This is a genomic window from Streptomyces sp. CA-210063 (genome assembly GCF_024612015.1).
In the GTDB taxonomy this organism is placed as follows: Bacteria; Actinomycetota; Actinomycetes; order Streptomycetales; family Streptomycetaceae; genus Streptomyces.
Window position 1 is genome coordinate 3,802,166 of record NZ_CP102512.1, and the last position, 15,433, is coordinate 3,817,598.

Annotated in this window: 13 protein-coding genes; 6 read left to right on the plus strand and 7 right to left on the minus strand. The window is 71.0% G+C overall.

The genetic code is table 11. The features are described 5' to 3' along the window. Positions 1-4: 4 nt before the first annotated feature. The gene (locus JIX56_RS16270) at positions 5-1,306 is read right to left on the minus strand and encodes an N-acylneuraminate cytidylyltransferase (protein ID WP_257541379.1); all 1,302 of its coding nucleotides are present in this window, start codon (positions 1,304-1,306) and stop codon (positions 5-7) included. Between the two features lie 41 nt (positions 1,307-1,347). Then, positions 1,348-2,664, minus strand: a complete 1,317-nt coding sequence (locus tag JIX56_RS16275; protein ID WP_257541381.1) for a DUF6716 putative glycosyltransferase — start codon at positions 2,662-2,664, stop codon at positions 1,348-1,350. Positions 2,665-2,862: 198 nt separating this feature from the next. Here JIX56_RS16275 and JIX56_RS16280 point away from each other — a divergent pair, with 198 nt between their 5' ends. The 4 genes from JIX56_RS16280 to JIX56_RS16295 all read left to right on the plus strand — a co-directional run bounded on the left by JIX56_RS16280 (position 2,863) and on the right by JIX56_RS16295 (position 7,450). After that, positions 2,863-3,840 carry a glycosyltransferase family 2 protein gene (locus tag JIX56_RS16280; protein ID WP_257541383.1) on the plus strand — a complete coding sequence of 326 codons (978 nt, stop codon included), beginning with the start codon at positions 2,863-2,865 and terminating at the stop codon, positions 3,838-3,840. Beyond that, positions 3,837-5,171: an alpha-2,8-polysialyltransferase family protein gene (locus JIX56_RS16285; protein ID WP_257541385.1), complete on the plus strand. Its 1,335-nt coding sequence runs from the start codon at positions 3,837-3,839 to the stop codon at positions 5,169-5,171. Before JIX56_RS16280 ends, JIX56_RS16285 begins: the two co-directional genes overlap by 4 nt. Positions 5,172-5,178: 7 nt before the next feature. Next, positions 5,179-6,354, plus strand: a complete 1,176-nt coding sequence (locus tag JIX56_RS16290; protein WP_257541386.1) for an acyltransferase family protein — start codon at positions 5,179-5,181, stop codon at positions 6,352-6,354. Positions 6,355-6,508: 154 nt separating this feature from the next. Continuing rightward, on the plus strand, positions 6,509-7,450 hold the full coding sequence (locus JIX56_RS16295; protein WP_257541388.1) for a class I SAM-dependent methyltransferase: 942 nt from the start codon (positions 6,509-6,511) through the stop codon (positions 7,448-7,450). 97 nt (positions 7,451-7,547) lie between these two features. On the opposite strand, the gene JIX56_RS16300 is transcribed toward JIX56_RS16295, so the two are convergent. Continuing rightward, positions 7,548-8,255, minus strand: a complete 708-nt coding sequence (locus JIX56_RS16300) for a TetR/AcrR family transcriptional regulator C-terminal domain-containing protein (protein WP_257541390.1) — start codon at positions 8,253-8,255, stop codon at positions 7,548-7,550. A gap of 76 nt (positions 8,256-8,331) precedes the next feature. On the opposite strand from JIX56_RS16300, the gene JIX56_RS16305 reads away from it, so the two are divergent. Then, on the plus strand, positions 8,332-9,762 hold the full coding sequence (locus tag JIX56_RS16305) for an FAD-dependent oxidoreductase (RefSeq protein ID WP_257541392.1): 1,431 nt from the start codon (positions 8,332-8,334) through the stop codon (positions 9,760-9,762). A gap of 161 nt (positions 9,763-9,923) precedes the next feature. Here the strand turns inward: JIX56_RS16305 and JIX56_RS16310 are convergent, their stop codons facing one another. After that, positions 9,924-10,505 (minus strand): Uma2 family endonuclease, encoded by a 582-nt coding sequence (locus JIX56_RS16310; protein ID WP_257541393.1) that lies wholly within the window; start codon positions 10,503-10,505, stop codon positions 9,924-9,926. A gap of 89 nt (positions 10,506-10,594) precedes the next feature. After that, a complete protein-coding gene (locus JIX56_RS16315; RefSeq protein WP_257541395.1) occupies positions 10,595-12,175 on the minus strand; it encodes an acyl-CoA mutase large subunit family protein in 1,581 nt (526 codons plus the stop codon). A gap of 129 nt (positions 12,176-12,304) precedes the next feature. On the opposite strand from JIX56_RS16315, the gene JIX56_RS16320 reads away from it, so the two are divergent. Beyond that, on the plus strand, positions 12,305-13,246 hold the full coding sequence (locus tag JIX56_RS16320; protein WP_257541397.1) for a L,D-transpeptidase family protein: 942 nt from the start codon (positions 12,305-12,307) through the stop codon (positions 13,244-13,246). A 231-nt stretch (positions 13,247-13,477) separates the two neighbouring features. Here JIX56_RS16320 and JIX56_RS16325 read toward each other — a convergent pair whose 3' ends face one another. Beyond that, on the minus strand, positions 13,478-14,713 hold the full coding sequence (locus JIX56_RS16325) for a hypothetical protein (RefSeq protein WP_257541399.1): 1,236 nt from the start codon (positions 14,711-14,713) through the stop codon (positions 13,478-13,480). Continuing rightward, positions 14,713-15,399 carry an RNA polymerase sigma factor gene (locus JIX56_RS16330; protein WP_257541401.1) on the minus strand — a complete coding sequence of 229 codons (687 nt, stop codon included), beginning with the start codon at positions 15,397-15,399 and terminating at the stop codon, positions 14,713-14,715. The genes JIX56_RS16325 and JIX56_RS16330 overlap by 1 nt, the downstream gene beginning before the upstream one ends. Positions 15,400-15,433: the final 34 nt, after the last annotated feature.

Below are 15,433 nucleotides of genomic sequence, written 5' to 3' on the forward strand. Positions count from 1 at the left end.
TTCCTTAACTGTCGAGGGGGTCGAGAGAGTCGAGAGAGGGACCGAGGATCCAGCCGGCGATCTCCCGGATCGCGCCTTCACCACCGGGGACGGTGGTGACCGCGCGTGCGGCGCCGCGCACGACGTCGTGGGCGCTGCCGACCGCCACGGGCCAGCCCACGAGGGCGAAGCACGGGAGGTCGTTGACGTCGTTGCCGACGTAGAGCACGCGCTCCGGCGCGATGCCCTGCTCCTCGCACCACTGCTTCAGTGCGAGGTCTTTCCGGTCGATGCCGTGGAGCACCGGGATCTGCAGCTTCCGGGCTCTGGCGGCGACGACCGGGTTCTTCTCCGAGGACAGGATGAGCATCGTCAGGCCGCTCTTGCGGAGGGCCGCGATGCCGAGTCCGTCGCCGCGGTGCACGGAGACGAACTCCCGTCCGTCGGAGTCGATCAGCACCCTGTCGTCGGTCTGGGTGCCGTCGAAGTCGAGGACGACCGCGTCGATGTCGGCGGCGGTCGGGAGGGCGCCGGGGCGGTCCGCGTCGAAGAGCGGCGCGAGTGCCTGGGCGCGGGCGAGGTCGTGCGGGTCGTCGATCTCCAGGACCCGGGCGGGGTCGGTGCGGACGAGTTCCGTACGGCCGAAGAAGCGGTGCTGGTGCTTGCGCAGGCCGGCCGCGTCCATGGCGTAGGCGGCGCCGGTCTCCAGCAGGTCCTGCGGGCGGTCCTGGCGGCGGGGGCGGAACGACTTGTCGTGGTTGACGCCGTAGCCGCCCTCGGTGTCCACGACATCGATCGTCTCGCCGTCCACGGCTCCCGTGCGGACGGCTTCGGCGACGGTGGGCTCGTCGGCGCTGTCCCGCCAGATGAACCCGTGGAACGGGGCGACGGTGAGGGCGGTGTCGGCGCCGTGCTCCACGATGGCGCGGGCGACGCCGTCGATGTCCTCGCGGAGGATGAACGGGCTGGTGCACTGGACGAGCAGGACGACGTCGACCGGCGAGCCGTGCAGCGCCTCGTGGGCGTCCAGGGCGTGCAGGACCGCGGCCTCGGAGGTGGCGGTGTCTCCGGCGATGGCGGCGGGGCGCAGGACGACCTCGGCTCCGGACACACGGGCGGCGGCCGCGATGGCGTGGTCGTCGGTGGAGACGACGACGTCGGTCACCAGCCGGGCGCCCAGGCACTCGCGCACCGCGCGGGCCACCAGCGGAACGCCGCCGACGGGGGCGAGGTTCTTCGCGGGGACACCCTTGGAGCCGCCGCGCGCGGGGATGACGGCGAGCACACGGCGTACGGAAGGCGCTTGACCCGCTTCCGGGTTGGACATGAGTGGAACTCCTTGCGGTGCGTGCGAAGAGGTCGGGCGGCTCACAGCTCCCCCATCCGGCGGATGACGGGCGCCACGCGCTGCACTCCGTGGCGGTAGGCGCCGCGCGCCGCCCGGCGCACGATCTGCCGTACGGGCCCGGCCTGTTTGTCGGCGGCGGGCGCCCCGGGCAGCGGGTCGCCGTCGGGGCCGAGGTGGTGGCGGGCGAGGATGCCGGGCAGATAGCCGGGCGCGGTGACGGGTGTGTAGTACGGCGCGAGGGGCGGCAGGCCGTCGGCCGCGACCAGCTTGGCGATGCGGTCGCGGGCGGCGTCGAAGGCGGTGGCGTACGAGCCGTCCGCGACGACGCCCTGCCGGGCCACCCACTCCGGGTCCGGCGTCGGCTCGTACCCGGCGTCCAACTGGTCCCAGGAGGCCAGGCAGCCGGAGCCCACGAAGTGGTGGTTGCCGAGGGTCTCGCGGATGCCGAGGTCGGTGAGGACCACGGTGGGGATGCGGCGGTGCAGCGACTCCAGGGCGGCCGTGGAGCTGATGGTGACCAGCAGGTCGGTGGTGTCGAGGACCTCGCCCATGTTCCCGTACACCAGACGGAAGTTGGCGGGCGGGCCCTCGGGGAGCCGCTGCAGCAGCTTCTGGTACGGCAGTTCCTCGATGTGCGTGGTGTGCTCGCCCGGCTTGGAGCGCAGCTTCAGCAGGACCTCGCGGTCCGGGTGCAGCTTCGCGTGCTGGATGAGCCGGTTCAGCAGGTATGTACGGTCCCTGCGGTTGTCCGGGACGGACGGCTGTACGGCGAAGGCGACCGTGTAGGGGTCGTTCCTGCCCGCGTACGGCTTGCCGCCCAGGAAGGGCAGCGCGACCTCGGTGACCGCCGAGGCGTCGGCGCCCACGCCCTCGTACACGGCCCGGAAACGGTCCGCGTCCTGGCGGGAGTTGGCGAGGACGAGGTCCGCGCCGTGCCGCAGCAGCAGACCGTCGGCGAGCTTCTCGTAGACGACACCGACGTAACCGGTGACGATCACGGGCCGCTTGGCACGGGCGCCCCAGGCGGCCCTCAGGCCGTGCAGCATCGCCTGGACGCCCCCGCCGACGAGGGCGAGCACGATCACGTCGTACGAGTCCCGCGTCATGGCTCTGAGGAACTCGACGCCGGTCACCTCGCGCAGGGAGTCGGGTCGGACGCCGACCTCGTCGAGCTGACGGGCGGTGGGGGTGGCTCGGCCCCGCAGGAGGAAGCCGTCCAGGCGGATGTCCGAATGCTCCGGAGTGAGACGGTTCGCGGTGAGCGCGCCCCATTTCCACCGGGTATCGGAATCCGCGAGTACGGCGACTCGCAGGCCGTTCGTAGCACTTGCTGGCACACCGAAGACGCTAGGAAGCGATTCCGTTGAACGGCCCAACCCAACTACAACAAAGGGTTAACAGCACATCGCCGAAAGGCGAATCAGGGCACGAAAGGCACAGGAACGCGTCTGGTTCACGGTACCGCCACGTGTCGTTCACCTGACATCAAGCAGGTGGTCAAGACGAATGCCGGAGGGCCCCCTAACGTCACGGGGGTGGTCAAGCTCTCCGTCATCGTGCCGTTCTACAACGTGCAGCAATACGCGCCCGACACCCTGAAGAGCCTCAGAGCCAACGCTCGCGAGGACTTTGAATTCATTCTCGTCGACGACTGCTCTCGCGACGAGACACCGGACATTCTCGCGCGCGCGGAGCGCGAGCTGCCGGGGGCGGTGTATGTCAGACACGAGAAGAACGGAGGACTGGCGACCGCGCGCAACACGGGCATCGACAAGGCCCGCGGCGAGTACCTGACGTTCCTCGACGGGGACGACTGGCTCGCCCCCGGCTACTACCCTCAACTACTCGGTGCCATAGAGGAGTTGGGCTGCGACTTCGTGCGCACGGACCATGTCCAGTGCACCGCGCGGGCCCGCTCGATCCACCGGGTGCCCAACGGGCGGCGGGGCGTGGTGATGAACCCGCGGGACGCGATCCTGCCCGCCGACCGGTCCACCTCCGTCGACTACGCGTACGCCTGGGCGGGCATCTACCACCGCCGCCTGGTCGACAAGGGTGTGTTGCACTTCACCCACGGGCTGCGCACGGCCGAGGACCGGCCGTGGATCTGGAAGCTCCACCGGGAGGCCGAATCCTTCGCCACGGTGGGGCTGCTGGGCGTTTTCTACCGGCGCGGGGTGGCGTCCTCCCTGACCCAGATCGGCGACGTACGGCAGCTCGACTTCATTCGGGCGTTCGACCAGGTCATCGCGGAAACGGCTAAGGACCGGGACGCGGACAAGCTTCTCCCCAAGGCCGTGCGCACCTATTGCGCGATCATCTCCCACCATTTGGGATCCATCGAAAGGTTCGAGCCGGCGGTGGCACGGAAACTGAAGTCGATGAGCGCGGTGGCGCTGCGCCGGATGCCGCAGGACGTGCTCGACGAGGCCCTGGACTCGATGGACGTACAGCGCGCCACCCGGCTGCGCCGGCTGCGCCGCCGTCCCGCCTCCACGGGGGTCGCCGCGTGACCACGCAGATCTTCATGGCGTCCACGCTGTACGGCACGGCCACGCTGGCCGCCGCCCTGGACACCGAGTGCTTCCGCCCCGCCTCCCGGCGCGTCCTGCTGATCTCCAACAACGCGGCGACGCCCGAGACGGCCCCCTCCCTCGACGAGATGCCCGGCTTCGAGCGGCTGCGCGGCCGCTTCGACGACGTGATCTCGTGGAACGAGACCATCTCCCCCTTCCACCCGGGCGGTTGGTCCCCGCGCCAGGACGACGTCCCCCTGTGGGAGCGCCATCTGCGGCTGCTGTGGAACCTGGGCGACGACGACGTCGAGCTGGCCGTGGAGTCCATCCAGGTCCACCCGGCGCTCGGCTTCACCCAGATCTTCACCGGCGCCCCCGTGACCGTGTACGCGGACGGCCTGATGAGCTATGGCCCCACCCGCAACAAGATCGACCCGCTGGTCGGCACCCGTATCGACCGGCTCCTCCACCTGGACCTGGTCCCGGACCTGAAGCCCCTGCTGCTCACCGAGTTCGGCGTCGAGGCGGAGATCGTGCCGACGGACGCCTTCGTGAAGGTGCTGGCGGAACTCGTCGACACCGGTGACGAGTTGCCCGCGATCGAGGAGCCGGCGCTGCTGCTCGGCCAGTACCTCTCGGCGCTCAACATCCTCACCGCCGAGGAGGAGGAAGACCTCCACGTACGGATGCTGAAGGGCGCGGTGGCGCTCGGGCACACCAAGGTCGTGTTCAAGCCGCACCCCAGCGCCCCGGCCCGCTGGTCGCGCGGCCTGGAGAAGGAGGCGGAGCGGCTCGGCGCCGACCTGACGGTCCTGGACACGCCCGTCCTCGCCGAGGTGCTCTACCAGCGGATGCGTCCGGCCCTCGTCGTCGGCTGCTTCTCCACGGCCCTGCTCACCGCGTCCGCGCTGTACGGCCTCCCCGTCGCCCGCGTCGGCACCAGCACCCTGCTGGACCGGCTCGCCCCGTACGAGAACAGCAACCGCGTGCCCGTCACCATCGTGGACGCGCTGCTGCCGGAGCTCGGCGACCGGGCGGCGGTCACCTCGCAGCAGCCCGGCACGAAGGTGGCGGACCTCAACGCCCTGGTCCGGGCGGTGGGCTTCGCGATGCAGTCGAAGATCTACCCGTCGCTGCGCGCGGAGGCCGAGGCGTATCTGTCGAAGCATCTGAGCGCGCACACCCTGCGGTACTTCAAGCGGCGCCGGTTGACCTCGCTGGGGTTGCCCGGTGGTATCCCCGTCCAGCTGGCCTTCATTCCGCGCAACGCGACCGTGCGAAGAGTCGCGCGGCGGGCCAGGTCCCTCAAGCGAGCCACTTTGGGGTGAGCCCCAGGTGACTGCGAAAAGCACCACGTTTCCGACGCTCTCACCGGAAGCGAGCACCACCCGTACGACCACCGCCGCGGCCGCGGCGGATCCCGCGGAGCGCGGCGCCGGTCGACCCGGCCGGCCCGCACCGCGGCTGCGCGCCCTCGACGGTCTGCGGCTGCTCGCCGCGCTCTCGGTCGCGGCCTACCACTACGGAGGCCGCGACGGGGAGATCGGCAGGGCCTGGGGCGCTTCGCCCGCCGTGCAGTTCCCGACCGCCCACACCTGGTTCGCGTACGGCTGGGCCGGCGTCCAGGCCTTCTTCGTGATCAGCGGCTTCGTCATCTGCGCCAGCGGCTGGGGGCGTTCGGTCCAGTCGTTCTTCGCCTCCCGCGCGGCCCGGCTGTTCCCCGCGTACTGGGCGGCCGTGATCCTGGTCGCGGCGGTCTTCGCCCTGCCGGGCATCGCCTTCGCCCGGGTGTCCGCCAGTGAGTTCCTGGTCAACCTGACCATGCTCCAGATGCCGCTCGGCGCGGACCGTGTCCTCGGCGTGTGCTGGACCCTGTGGGCGGAGGTCCGCTTCTACGTCCTGTTCGCGCTGTGCGTGGTCCTGCCCGGGGTCACCCGCCGCCGGGTGATCTGGTTCTGCGGCGGCTGGACCCTGGCCGCGGTCCTGGCGCAGGGCGCGAAGCAACCACTCCTGGACATGGTCCTGATGCCGGAGTACGCGTCCCTGTTCATCGGCGGCATGGGCCTCTACCTGGTCCACCGCGACCGCCGCGACACCATGGCCTGGCTGATCGTGGTCTTCAGCCTCCTGCTGAGCCAGTACCAGACGGTCGAGGAGATCTGGCACGCGCCGAACGCCGACTTCTTCTCCTACCGGCCCCAGTTGGGCATCATCCTCGCCGTCACCGTCGGCTTCGTGGCCGTGGGGGCGGTCGCCCTGGGCCTCCTGGACCGGGTCAACTGGCCCTGGCTGACCACCGCGGGTGCCCTGACGTACCCCTTCTACCTCGTGCACGAGCACCTGGGCTGGCCGGTGGTCCAGGCACTGCACCAGGGCCTGGGCATCCCGTCCTCCCTCACCCTCGCGCTCACCGTGGCGCTGATGCTGACGCTCGCCTGGCTGCTGCACCACTGGGTCGAACGCCCGTTGCAACCACTACTGCGCAAGTCACTTGAGGGACGCCGAGGCTGAACCGGAAGTTGGTCCAGTGTTCATCCGTTTCCCGGATTCGAACACGCCTCACCGGACAGACTCGGCAACATCCTTGACCGGGCCATAGCCATCTCATAGTTTCCTGGCCCGTTCGCCTGTTCGCCTCGTCGACGCAAGAGAGTCTTCTGTCCTCATGACCTCTGAACAAGGCACGATCCGGCTCCCCCGTGAACTCGATGACGTCCCCGGGTGGTTCCCGGTGCTCGACCAACTCCTCTTCGACTGGTTCCTGAACCGCCAGGAAGCCGCAGGCGACAGAGGCGATCTCCTGGAGGTCGGCGTCTACATGGGCAAGAGCGCCATCTTCCTGGGCCGGCATCTCCAGGAGGGCGAGTCCTACACGGTCTGCGACCTCTTCGAGAGCGACGCACCGGACGACGCCAACGCGGCGGAGGCCACCAAGTCGTACCGCAGCACGCTCACCCGCCAGGCCTTCGAGGCGAACTACCTCTCCTTCCACGACGAGCTGCCCCGCGTCCTGCAGGGCCCCAGCTCGATCGTCCCCGGCGAGGTCAAGCCGCGCTCCTGCCGCTTCGTGCACATCGACGCCTCCCACCTGTACGAGCACGTCCAGGGCGACATCACCGCCGCCCGCGACATCCTGCTCCCCGGCGGCCTCGTCGTCCTCGACGACTTCCGCTCCGAGCACACCCCCGGCGTCTCGATCGCCGCCTGGGAGGCCGTCCTCAACCGCGGCCTCAACCCGATCTGCCTCAGCACCCAGAAGCTCTACGCCACCTGGGACGACCCGGAACCCATCCAGGAGGCCCTGCTGGAGATGATCGAGGAGCGGGACGACTGCCACCTCAGCAACCAGCAGGCCGCCGGCCACCGCATCATCCGCCTCAAGTCCAAGGGCATGAAGGCCCCGGCCTTCCCGAAGTCCCGCCACTGGACGCCGCCTCCGCCGCCCGAGCCGACCCCCGCCCCGGCTCCCGCGGCGCCGAAGCCCCAGCCCCGCCCGGCCCGCCCCCCGCGCAGCCTCGCCCGCCGCCTGGCGGTCGACCTGCTGCCCCCGGTGGTCACCCGGGCCATCGTGCGGGCGAAGGCGAACAGGCGCGTGGCCGCGAGGTAACCGCCGACCGAGCCCCGCGCCCCTCAAGGGGCGCGGGGAACTGCGCGACCAGCCCCACACAACCCGCACCGGCCCACCCACCTGCCCCGCCGGGCTCTTAGCTCGCCCCACTCCCCCGCAACGTCACCGCGATCCCCGCCAGGACCGCCTCAAGCCCCACCTCGAATCCCCGCTCCTGGTCCTGGAACATCTCCCACCCGGCCTCCACGGCCAACGGATACGCCGCCAACCGCTCAGCCCGCGCGGCGAGGTCGTACCCCTCGACACCCCCGGCCCCCTGGGCCCCGCCTGCCCCGTCTGCTCCGCCGGGACGGCCCCCCATCGCCTGCTCCTCGATCACGTACCCGATCGTGTAGGTGTACGCCGTGAACCAGGCCCGCGCGGCCCTGGCCGGCGTGAATCCCGCGGCCGTGAGCATCCGCAGGTTCCCCTCCATGGGCTCCGCGAACGACAGATCCGTGAAGTGCGTACCGCTGTACACCTTCGCGCCGTCGCGGTACCGCAGCAGATGCCCCCGCAGCCCTCGCAGCCGTGCCCGAAGGGCCTCCTGCCAGTCGGCACCCTCGTCACCCCCTGACGACATCCCGGCCCAGTCCGCCGCCATGCGGCGCATCATCTCGGTCGCCATCTCGTCCAGCAGGTCCTGCTTGTTCTTGAAGTGCCAGTACAGCGCGGGTGCCTGGACGTCGAGCTCCTTGGCGATCGCACGGAGGCTCAGCCCCTCCAGACCCACGTCGTTCAGCAACCGCAGGGCCGTCTCGGCAACCTGCTTCTTGTCCAGCTTCGGGGATTTCCTGGGAACCACATTGACAGCTTAACGCTGTTAAGCGAATGCTGCCGTACGGAAGCTACTTAACAGCGTTAAGGAGAGGGCTCATCTCATGAGCGAAGCCACGCACACCACGGAGATCCTGATCGTCGGGGCCGGCCCCAGCGGTCTCGCCCTGGCCGTCGACCTGGCCCGGCGCGGCGCCCGCACGCTCGTCGTGGACCGGGCCGCCGCGCTGTTCCCCGGCTCACGCGGCAAGGGCATGCAGCCCCGCACCCTGGAGGTCCTCGACGACCTGGGCGTACTCGACGCGGTCCGCGCCGCCGGTGGCCCCGCCCCCGTCGGCATGGTCTGGAGCGAGGGGAGCCGGCAGGGCGAGCTCCGGATGTTCGACGTGTCGGAACCGACCGAGGCCGAGCCGTACCAGGGCCTCTGGCTGATCCCCCAGTGGCGGACGCAGCAGATCCTGCTGGCCCGCCTGCGGGAGCTGGGCGGCGACGTGACCTTCGACCGCGAGCTGACGGGGCTGGCCCAGGACGCCGACGGCGTGACGGCGTCCTTCGCCACCGGCCCCGAGGTCCGCGCCCGCTACGCCGTCGCCGCCGACGGGGGCCGCTCCACCGTGCGGCGCCTCCTCGGTATCGGTATGACCGGCGAGACCGTCGACCCGAGCCCGACCCTGGTGGCCGACGTACGCGTCCCGGCCCTCGACCGAGACAACTGGCACCTGTTCCCGCCGGCCGGCGAGACCGGCTTCATGGCGATCTGCCCCCTCCCCGGCACCGAGGACTTCCAGCTCACCGCCAACTTCCCGGACCCGGACACGGTCGTCGACCTCTCGCCGGACGGCATCCGCAAGGCCGTCACCGCCCGCTCCCATCTCGCCCCCGAGGACGTGACGGAGGTGCGCTGGGCGTCGGACTTCCGGCCCCGGGCCGCGCTCGCGGACCGCTTCCGCGAGGGCCGCGTGTTCCTCGCCGGGGACGCGGCGCACGTCCACTCGCCCGCCGGGGGCCAGGGTCTCAACACCAGCGTCCAGGACGCGTACAACCTGGGCTGGAAGCTGGGCGCGGTGCTGCGCGGCGACGCGGACGAGGCGCTGTTGGACACGTACGAGGAGGAGCGGCGCCCGGTGGCCGCGGCCATGCTGGGCCTGTCCACCCGGGTGCACCGCGGTGAGGAACGCCGCGGCCGCGCCACCCAGCAACTCGGCCTCGGCTACCGGGACAGCGCCCTCTGCGTCGACACCCGCGACAGCATCCCCCCGGACGCCCTCCACGCCGGCGACCGCGCGCCCGACGGCCACCGCGGCGGCGTACGCCTCTTCGACACCTTCCGCGGCCCGCACTGGACACTGCTCACGGTCGGCACGGCCCCGGCGACGGACCTGCCCCCGCTGAAGAACGTACGCCCGGCCCACATCCCGCCCTACGAGGCCTACGGCACCGGAGTCTTCCTCGTACGCCCCGACGGCTACGTCGGCTGGGCGGGCGAAACCCCGACGGGCTTGACCGACTACGCGGCGGCAGCGGGCCTCGCCTAGGGCCCTTCTGATGGATCTCCGTGGGAGAAGGAGCGGCGGTCGGTGCGTGCGCTCGGCGTGCGGTGTGGAGGGTCATGTGGCGGAGCCACCTGTCCCTTCGCGCCGTGCGGCGAGCGTGCGTGCCGGGCGTCGCGACGCCGCGGAGATCCATCAGAAGGGCCCTAGTCGTCGCCGTCGAGGAGGGTGTCGACGGAGAGGTCGAGGGTGACGCCCACGGATTCGGGGACGGGGACGGTCTGGCCGCGCTTGTAGCGGACGGGGGCGGGATATTTACCGCCGACCGGGTCGGTGTAGAGCAGGATCTCGTCGTGCCTGCGGTCGGCGATGAGATAGACGGGGATGCCTGCCTCGGCGTAGATCTCGGCCTTGAAGGCTGTGTCGTCGGCCCAGTTCGAGGAAGTCACCTCCAACACCATGCGGAAAACGTGCGGGGCGTAGCAGTTCTTCTGGACAAGTGCGTCACTGATATCGGCCTCGACGACAGACAAATCCGGAATCGCATAATCCGCCGGGCCAGTCGGCAGCCATAGCCCGATACCGGGGCGCACTTTGAGACCAGCTTCCTTGGCCCCTGCCCGCCGGATCTCGTAACCGACTTCGAACACGGTTCCCTGATGCGGCTCGTCCGGCGGCGGTGACGCGATAAGGCTCCCTCGAAGGATCTCCACACGATGTCCGGGCAGCCAGCTGGAGACACGGTCCGCGGCCTCAGCGATCGTCATCTCGCGCTCTATCACAGTCATGGCACCCTCCTCTCGGAAGCACTCTTCATGAGCGTAACCGGGGCCGGGCCGTTTCCGCCCCCGATCACTCGTACGAGGTAATCCCCAGCTCAGAACGCGTCGCTGGGGACGTACGTCCCCCAGACCCCCCGCAGCGCGTTGCACACCTCGCCCACCGTCGCGCGGCCCCGCAGCGCGTCCTTCATCGGGTACAGCACGTTGTCCTCCCCCTCGGCCGCCTTCTTCAGCGCGGCCAGGGCGGAATCCACCGCCGACTGGTCGCGCTCCGCCCGCAGCTTCGCCAGCCGTTCCGCCTGTTGGGCCTCGATCGCGGGGTCCACCCGCAAGGGCTCGTACGGCTCTTCCTCGTCGAGCTGGAAGCGGTTGACGCCGACCACGACGCGCTCGCCGGAGTCCGTCTCCTGGGCGATGCGGTAGGCGGAGCGTTCGATCTCGTTCTTCTGGAAGCCGTGCTCGATGGCGGCGACGGCGCCGCCGAGGTCTTCGACCTTCCGCATCAGCTCGACGGCCGCCGCCTCGACGTCGTCGGTCATCTTCTCGATGACATACGAACCTGCGAAGGGATCGACCGTCGCCGTCACATCCGTCTCGTACGCCAGCACCTGCTGGGTGCGCAACGCCAACCGCGCGCTCTTGTCCGTCGGCAGCGCGATCGCCTCGTCGAAGGAGTTCGTGTGCAGCGACTGCGTGCCGCCCAGCACCGCGGCCAGGCCCTGGACGGCGACGCGGACGAGGTTCACCTCGGGCTGCTGGGCCGTCAGCTGCACGCCGGCCGTCTGCGTGTGGAAGCGGAGCATCAGGGACTTGGGGTTCTGCGCGCCGAACTCCTCCCGCATCACCCGGGCCCAGATCCTGCGCGCCGCACGGAACTTGGCGACCTCTTCCAGGATCGTCGTACGGGCGACGAAGAAGAAGGACAGCCGGGGGGCGAAGTCGTCGACGTCCATGCCCGCCGCGACCGCCGTACGGACGTACTCGATGCCGTCGGCCAGGGTGAACGCGATCTCCTGCGCGGGGGAGGCGCCCGCCTCGGCCATGTGGTAGCCGGAGATCGAGATCGTGTTCCACTTCGGGATCTCGGCCCTGCAGTACTTGAAGATGTCGGCGATCAACCGGAGGGAGGGCTTCGGCGGGAAGATGTACGTCCCGCGCGCGATGTACTCCTTCAGCACGTCGTTCTGGATCGTGCCCGTGAGCTGCGCGGCCGGTACGCCCTGCTCCTCGCCGACCAGCTGGTACATCAGCAGCAACAGGGCCGCCGGCGCGTTGATCGTCATCGACGTCGAGACCTTGTCCAGCGGGATCCCGCCGAACAGCACCCGCATGTCGTCGACGGAGTCGATCGCCACGCCCACCTTGCCGACCTCACCGTGGGCGATCGGCGCGTCGGAGTCGTAGCCCATCTGGGTGGGCAGGTCGAAGGCGACCGACAGCCCCGTCGTGCCGTGGGCGATGAGCTGCCGGTAGCGGGCGTTGGACTCGACCGCCGTACCGAAGCCGGCGTACTGGCGCATGGTCCACGGACGGCCGGTGTACATCGACGGGTAGACACCGCGGGTGAAGGGGTACGCGCCGGGCTCGCCGAGCTTCTCCGCCGGGTCCCAGTCCCGCAGCGCCTGGGGCCCGTACACCGGCTCGATGGGCAGTCCGGACTCCGACTCGCGCGCCATGGTGTGTGCCTCCCTGCTGCTCGGGGACCTTGCTCACCACCATGCCTCTTTGTTCGCGACGGGTCACGCCCGGGAAGCCTCTCGGGGAGATCGACCGGACGCGGCGGATCATGAGACGACGGGGACCTGATGCGTACCAAGGACATGCGGAGATCGGCGGCCGCGCTCGCGGCACTCGTGCTGGCCGGCGGCTGCACGGCCGAGGTGGTGGACGTGCGCGGCGGCCAGCGGCAGCCGGTGCGCATCGACGTGACCGCCACCCCGAGCGGCGAGCCCGGGCAGGACGACAGCGGCACGGTCGAGGGCGGCACGGCCGACGGTGGCGGCGACAAGGCCGACGGCGAGGGCAAGGGCGACGGCGACGGCAAGGGGGACCGCGAGCAGTCCCCGACCACCGCGCCGCCCAGCGTCTCCCCCACTCCCACCCCCACAGTCGCCCCCAAGGTCCTGTGGGCCGAGGGCGACGAAGGGCTCGACGTACGGGAGTTGCAGGCGCGGCTGCGGCAGGTCGCCTGGCTCTTCGCCGGGCCCACGGGGACGTACGACGATCTGACGGTCCGGGCGGTGAGGGGCTTCCAGGGCAAGCGGGGGCTGCCGCGGACCGGGAAGACGGACAGCGTCACCTGGGCGCGGCTGCTGAACATGACGCACGAGCCCGGCCAGTGGGACCTCTACGCGTACGGCGGACAGCCGGCCGCGTCACCGGACCCGCGCTGTCTCACGGGCCGGGTGCTGTGCATCAGCAAGACGAGCCGCACACTGCGCTGGATGGTGGACGGCAGGACGCTGACGACGGTCGAGGTGCGCTTCGGGTCGGAGGGCACACCCACCCGGGAGGGGGTGTTCAGCGTCTACTTCAAGTCCCGCGACCACTGGTCGACCCTGTACGACACCCCCATGCCGTACGCGATGTTCTTCAGCGGCGGCCAGGCCGTCCACTACTCGTCCGACTTCGCGGCCCGTGGCTACTACGGGGCCTCGCACGGCTGCGTCAACGTCCGGGACGAGGCGAAGATCGCCCAGCTGTTCGGGCAGGTGAGGAACGGCGACAAGGTCGTCGTGTACTGGTGACCGTGAACCGGTGCCAGGGATATGGGGCGCGGGCGGGACCGGGGGAACGTGTCCCGCCCGCGCCGAGGTGCACGAGCCGTAGGTACGGGGGGAACCCCGGCTCTGTGCGTCGGCCGATGACCAGTCGGCTCACTCATTACTGCGCGGGGACGGCCGAAAGTGTTACCCGTTCCGCGAAAGAATTCGTAGCGGATACGAAGTAGCAGGTCAGGAGGGGTGGATGAGCCCGGGTCAGAGGGCGCGGGACAGCGGTGACAGGGGGACGGGGGAGGCGTCCGGGCCGACGGCGACGGCGCCGACCGGGGTCACGGCTTCGACCTGACCCCGGTGGCTGTTGCCACCGTTGCCCTTGCCGCCCTTGTTCTTGTCGCCCTTGCCCTTGCCGTTCCCGTTCCAGCGGCCGTTTCCGTCGCCCTTGCCGTTCCCGCCTCCGCCGCGGCCTTTGCCGCTGTCGGAGTCGTCGTCCTCGTCGCCGAAGTCGTTGCCGGACCGCGTGTTGTCGCCGTCGCCGCCGGCGGGGCCGGTGGAGTCCCCGGAGTCCGATGTACCGGTCCCGCTGCCCGTGCCGGTGCCCGTTCCCGGCCGCTTCGCCGTGCCGGGGTTGTCGCCGCCGGCCAGGACGCCTGCGCAGTACTGCTTCAGATGTCCCTTGCCCTTGCCGCCCGCCGCGTCCTCCAGGCCACGCCGGCGGTCGGCGTCCAGCTCCTTGCCGTCGCGGACGTCACGGCAGGCGGAGAACACGCTGTTCCACCACTCCTGGGTGGAGCCCTCGTCCTGCCCGGTGTCACCGGGCTGCCCGTCCTCGCCGGTGCCGCCGGTGCCCTCACCGGAGGGGGCGTCGCCCTTCGACGAGGCGTCCGGGGAGTCCTCGGGCGTGGGGCCGCCCAGGATCCCGCGCTCGCCGTCCCCCGCCTCGGCGCTCGGCGACGGCGACAGCAGCGGCCGGTCCGGCGACTGCCCGGCGGAGAGGGTGGCGGAGGGTTCCGGTTCGTCGTCGCGGAACGCGCTCAGCGCGCCGCTGCCGGCCGCCACCGCGACCCCGCCGAGCATCCCGGCGGCCAGCGCCGCGACCAGCCCGAACCGCACCGGCCGGGCCCAGCGGGCCCGCCGGCCGTCCGCCCCGGAACGCCCGGGCCGCCCGAGGCGTACGAGCCCGGCGTCGGCGGCTGGGGCAGTGGCGGTGTGCGTGCGAGGGCCGCGGCCGGGCTCAGTGGCCTCGGCGTTCTCTGCGTTCTCGGCGGAGCGAGCCGTACGGGCTGAGCGGAACGCGGCCAACGCGGCTTCCTCGCCCGGGAGTTCGGCACTCAGCGGAGACACCGGCGGGACCTCGGCGGTCAGCGCGCCGAGCACCTCGGCGAGCCGGTCGGCATGGGCACGGGTGTCGGCGTCGACGGCTTCGAGCGGCTCCCCACGCAGCAGCCGCTCCGCGGCATCGCGGTTCAGCCACCTGTACTGCTCGTCGGCCATCACACATCCTTCTGCGTCCGCGAACGCGTATGCGTCACACAGGCGGACGAAGCCGCGCGTGCACGCGGTTCTCTCGGTGGGGGTACGGCGCCCAGCGGGCCGCCGGATTCCGGGTCGGCCTCCGAAGCCGCCTCCGGATTCTCCCCGATCAGCTCCGCGAGCCGCTTCAGGCCCCGGTGCGCGGCCGTCCGAACGGCGCCCGCGCGCTTGCCCAGCGTCTCGGCGGCGGTCTTCGCGTCGAGGCCGACCACGACCCGCAGGACCACCGCCTCCGCCTGGTCCTGCGGCAACTGGGCGATCAGCGACAGCGTCCGGCCGGTCGCCAGGGCCTCCATCGCCTCGCCCGCCGTGTCGGACTCGGCCGCCTTGCCGGTCAGCTCGGTCTCGTCGCCGCCTATCGCGGGACGGCGCCCCCGCATACGTATGTGGTCGAGGGCCCGGTTGCGGGCGATCCGGGCGGCCCAGCCGCGGAACCGGTCCGCGTCTCCGCTGAACCGCTCCAGGTCACGGGCTATCTGCAGCCAGGACTCGGAGGTGACGTCCTCCGCGTCCGGATCGCCGACCAGCGTCCGCACGTACCCGAGCAGCCGTGGGTGCACCGCGCGGTACACAGTCCGGAACGCGGTCTCGTCCCCGTCCTGTGCCGCAAGCACCGCGGCGGTCAGCTCCGCGTCGTCCCCCAGCACCTACGCGCGCCCCTCTTTGCGCCTAAACCGGCGC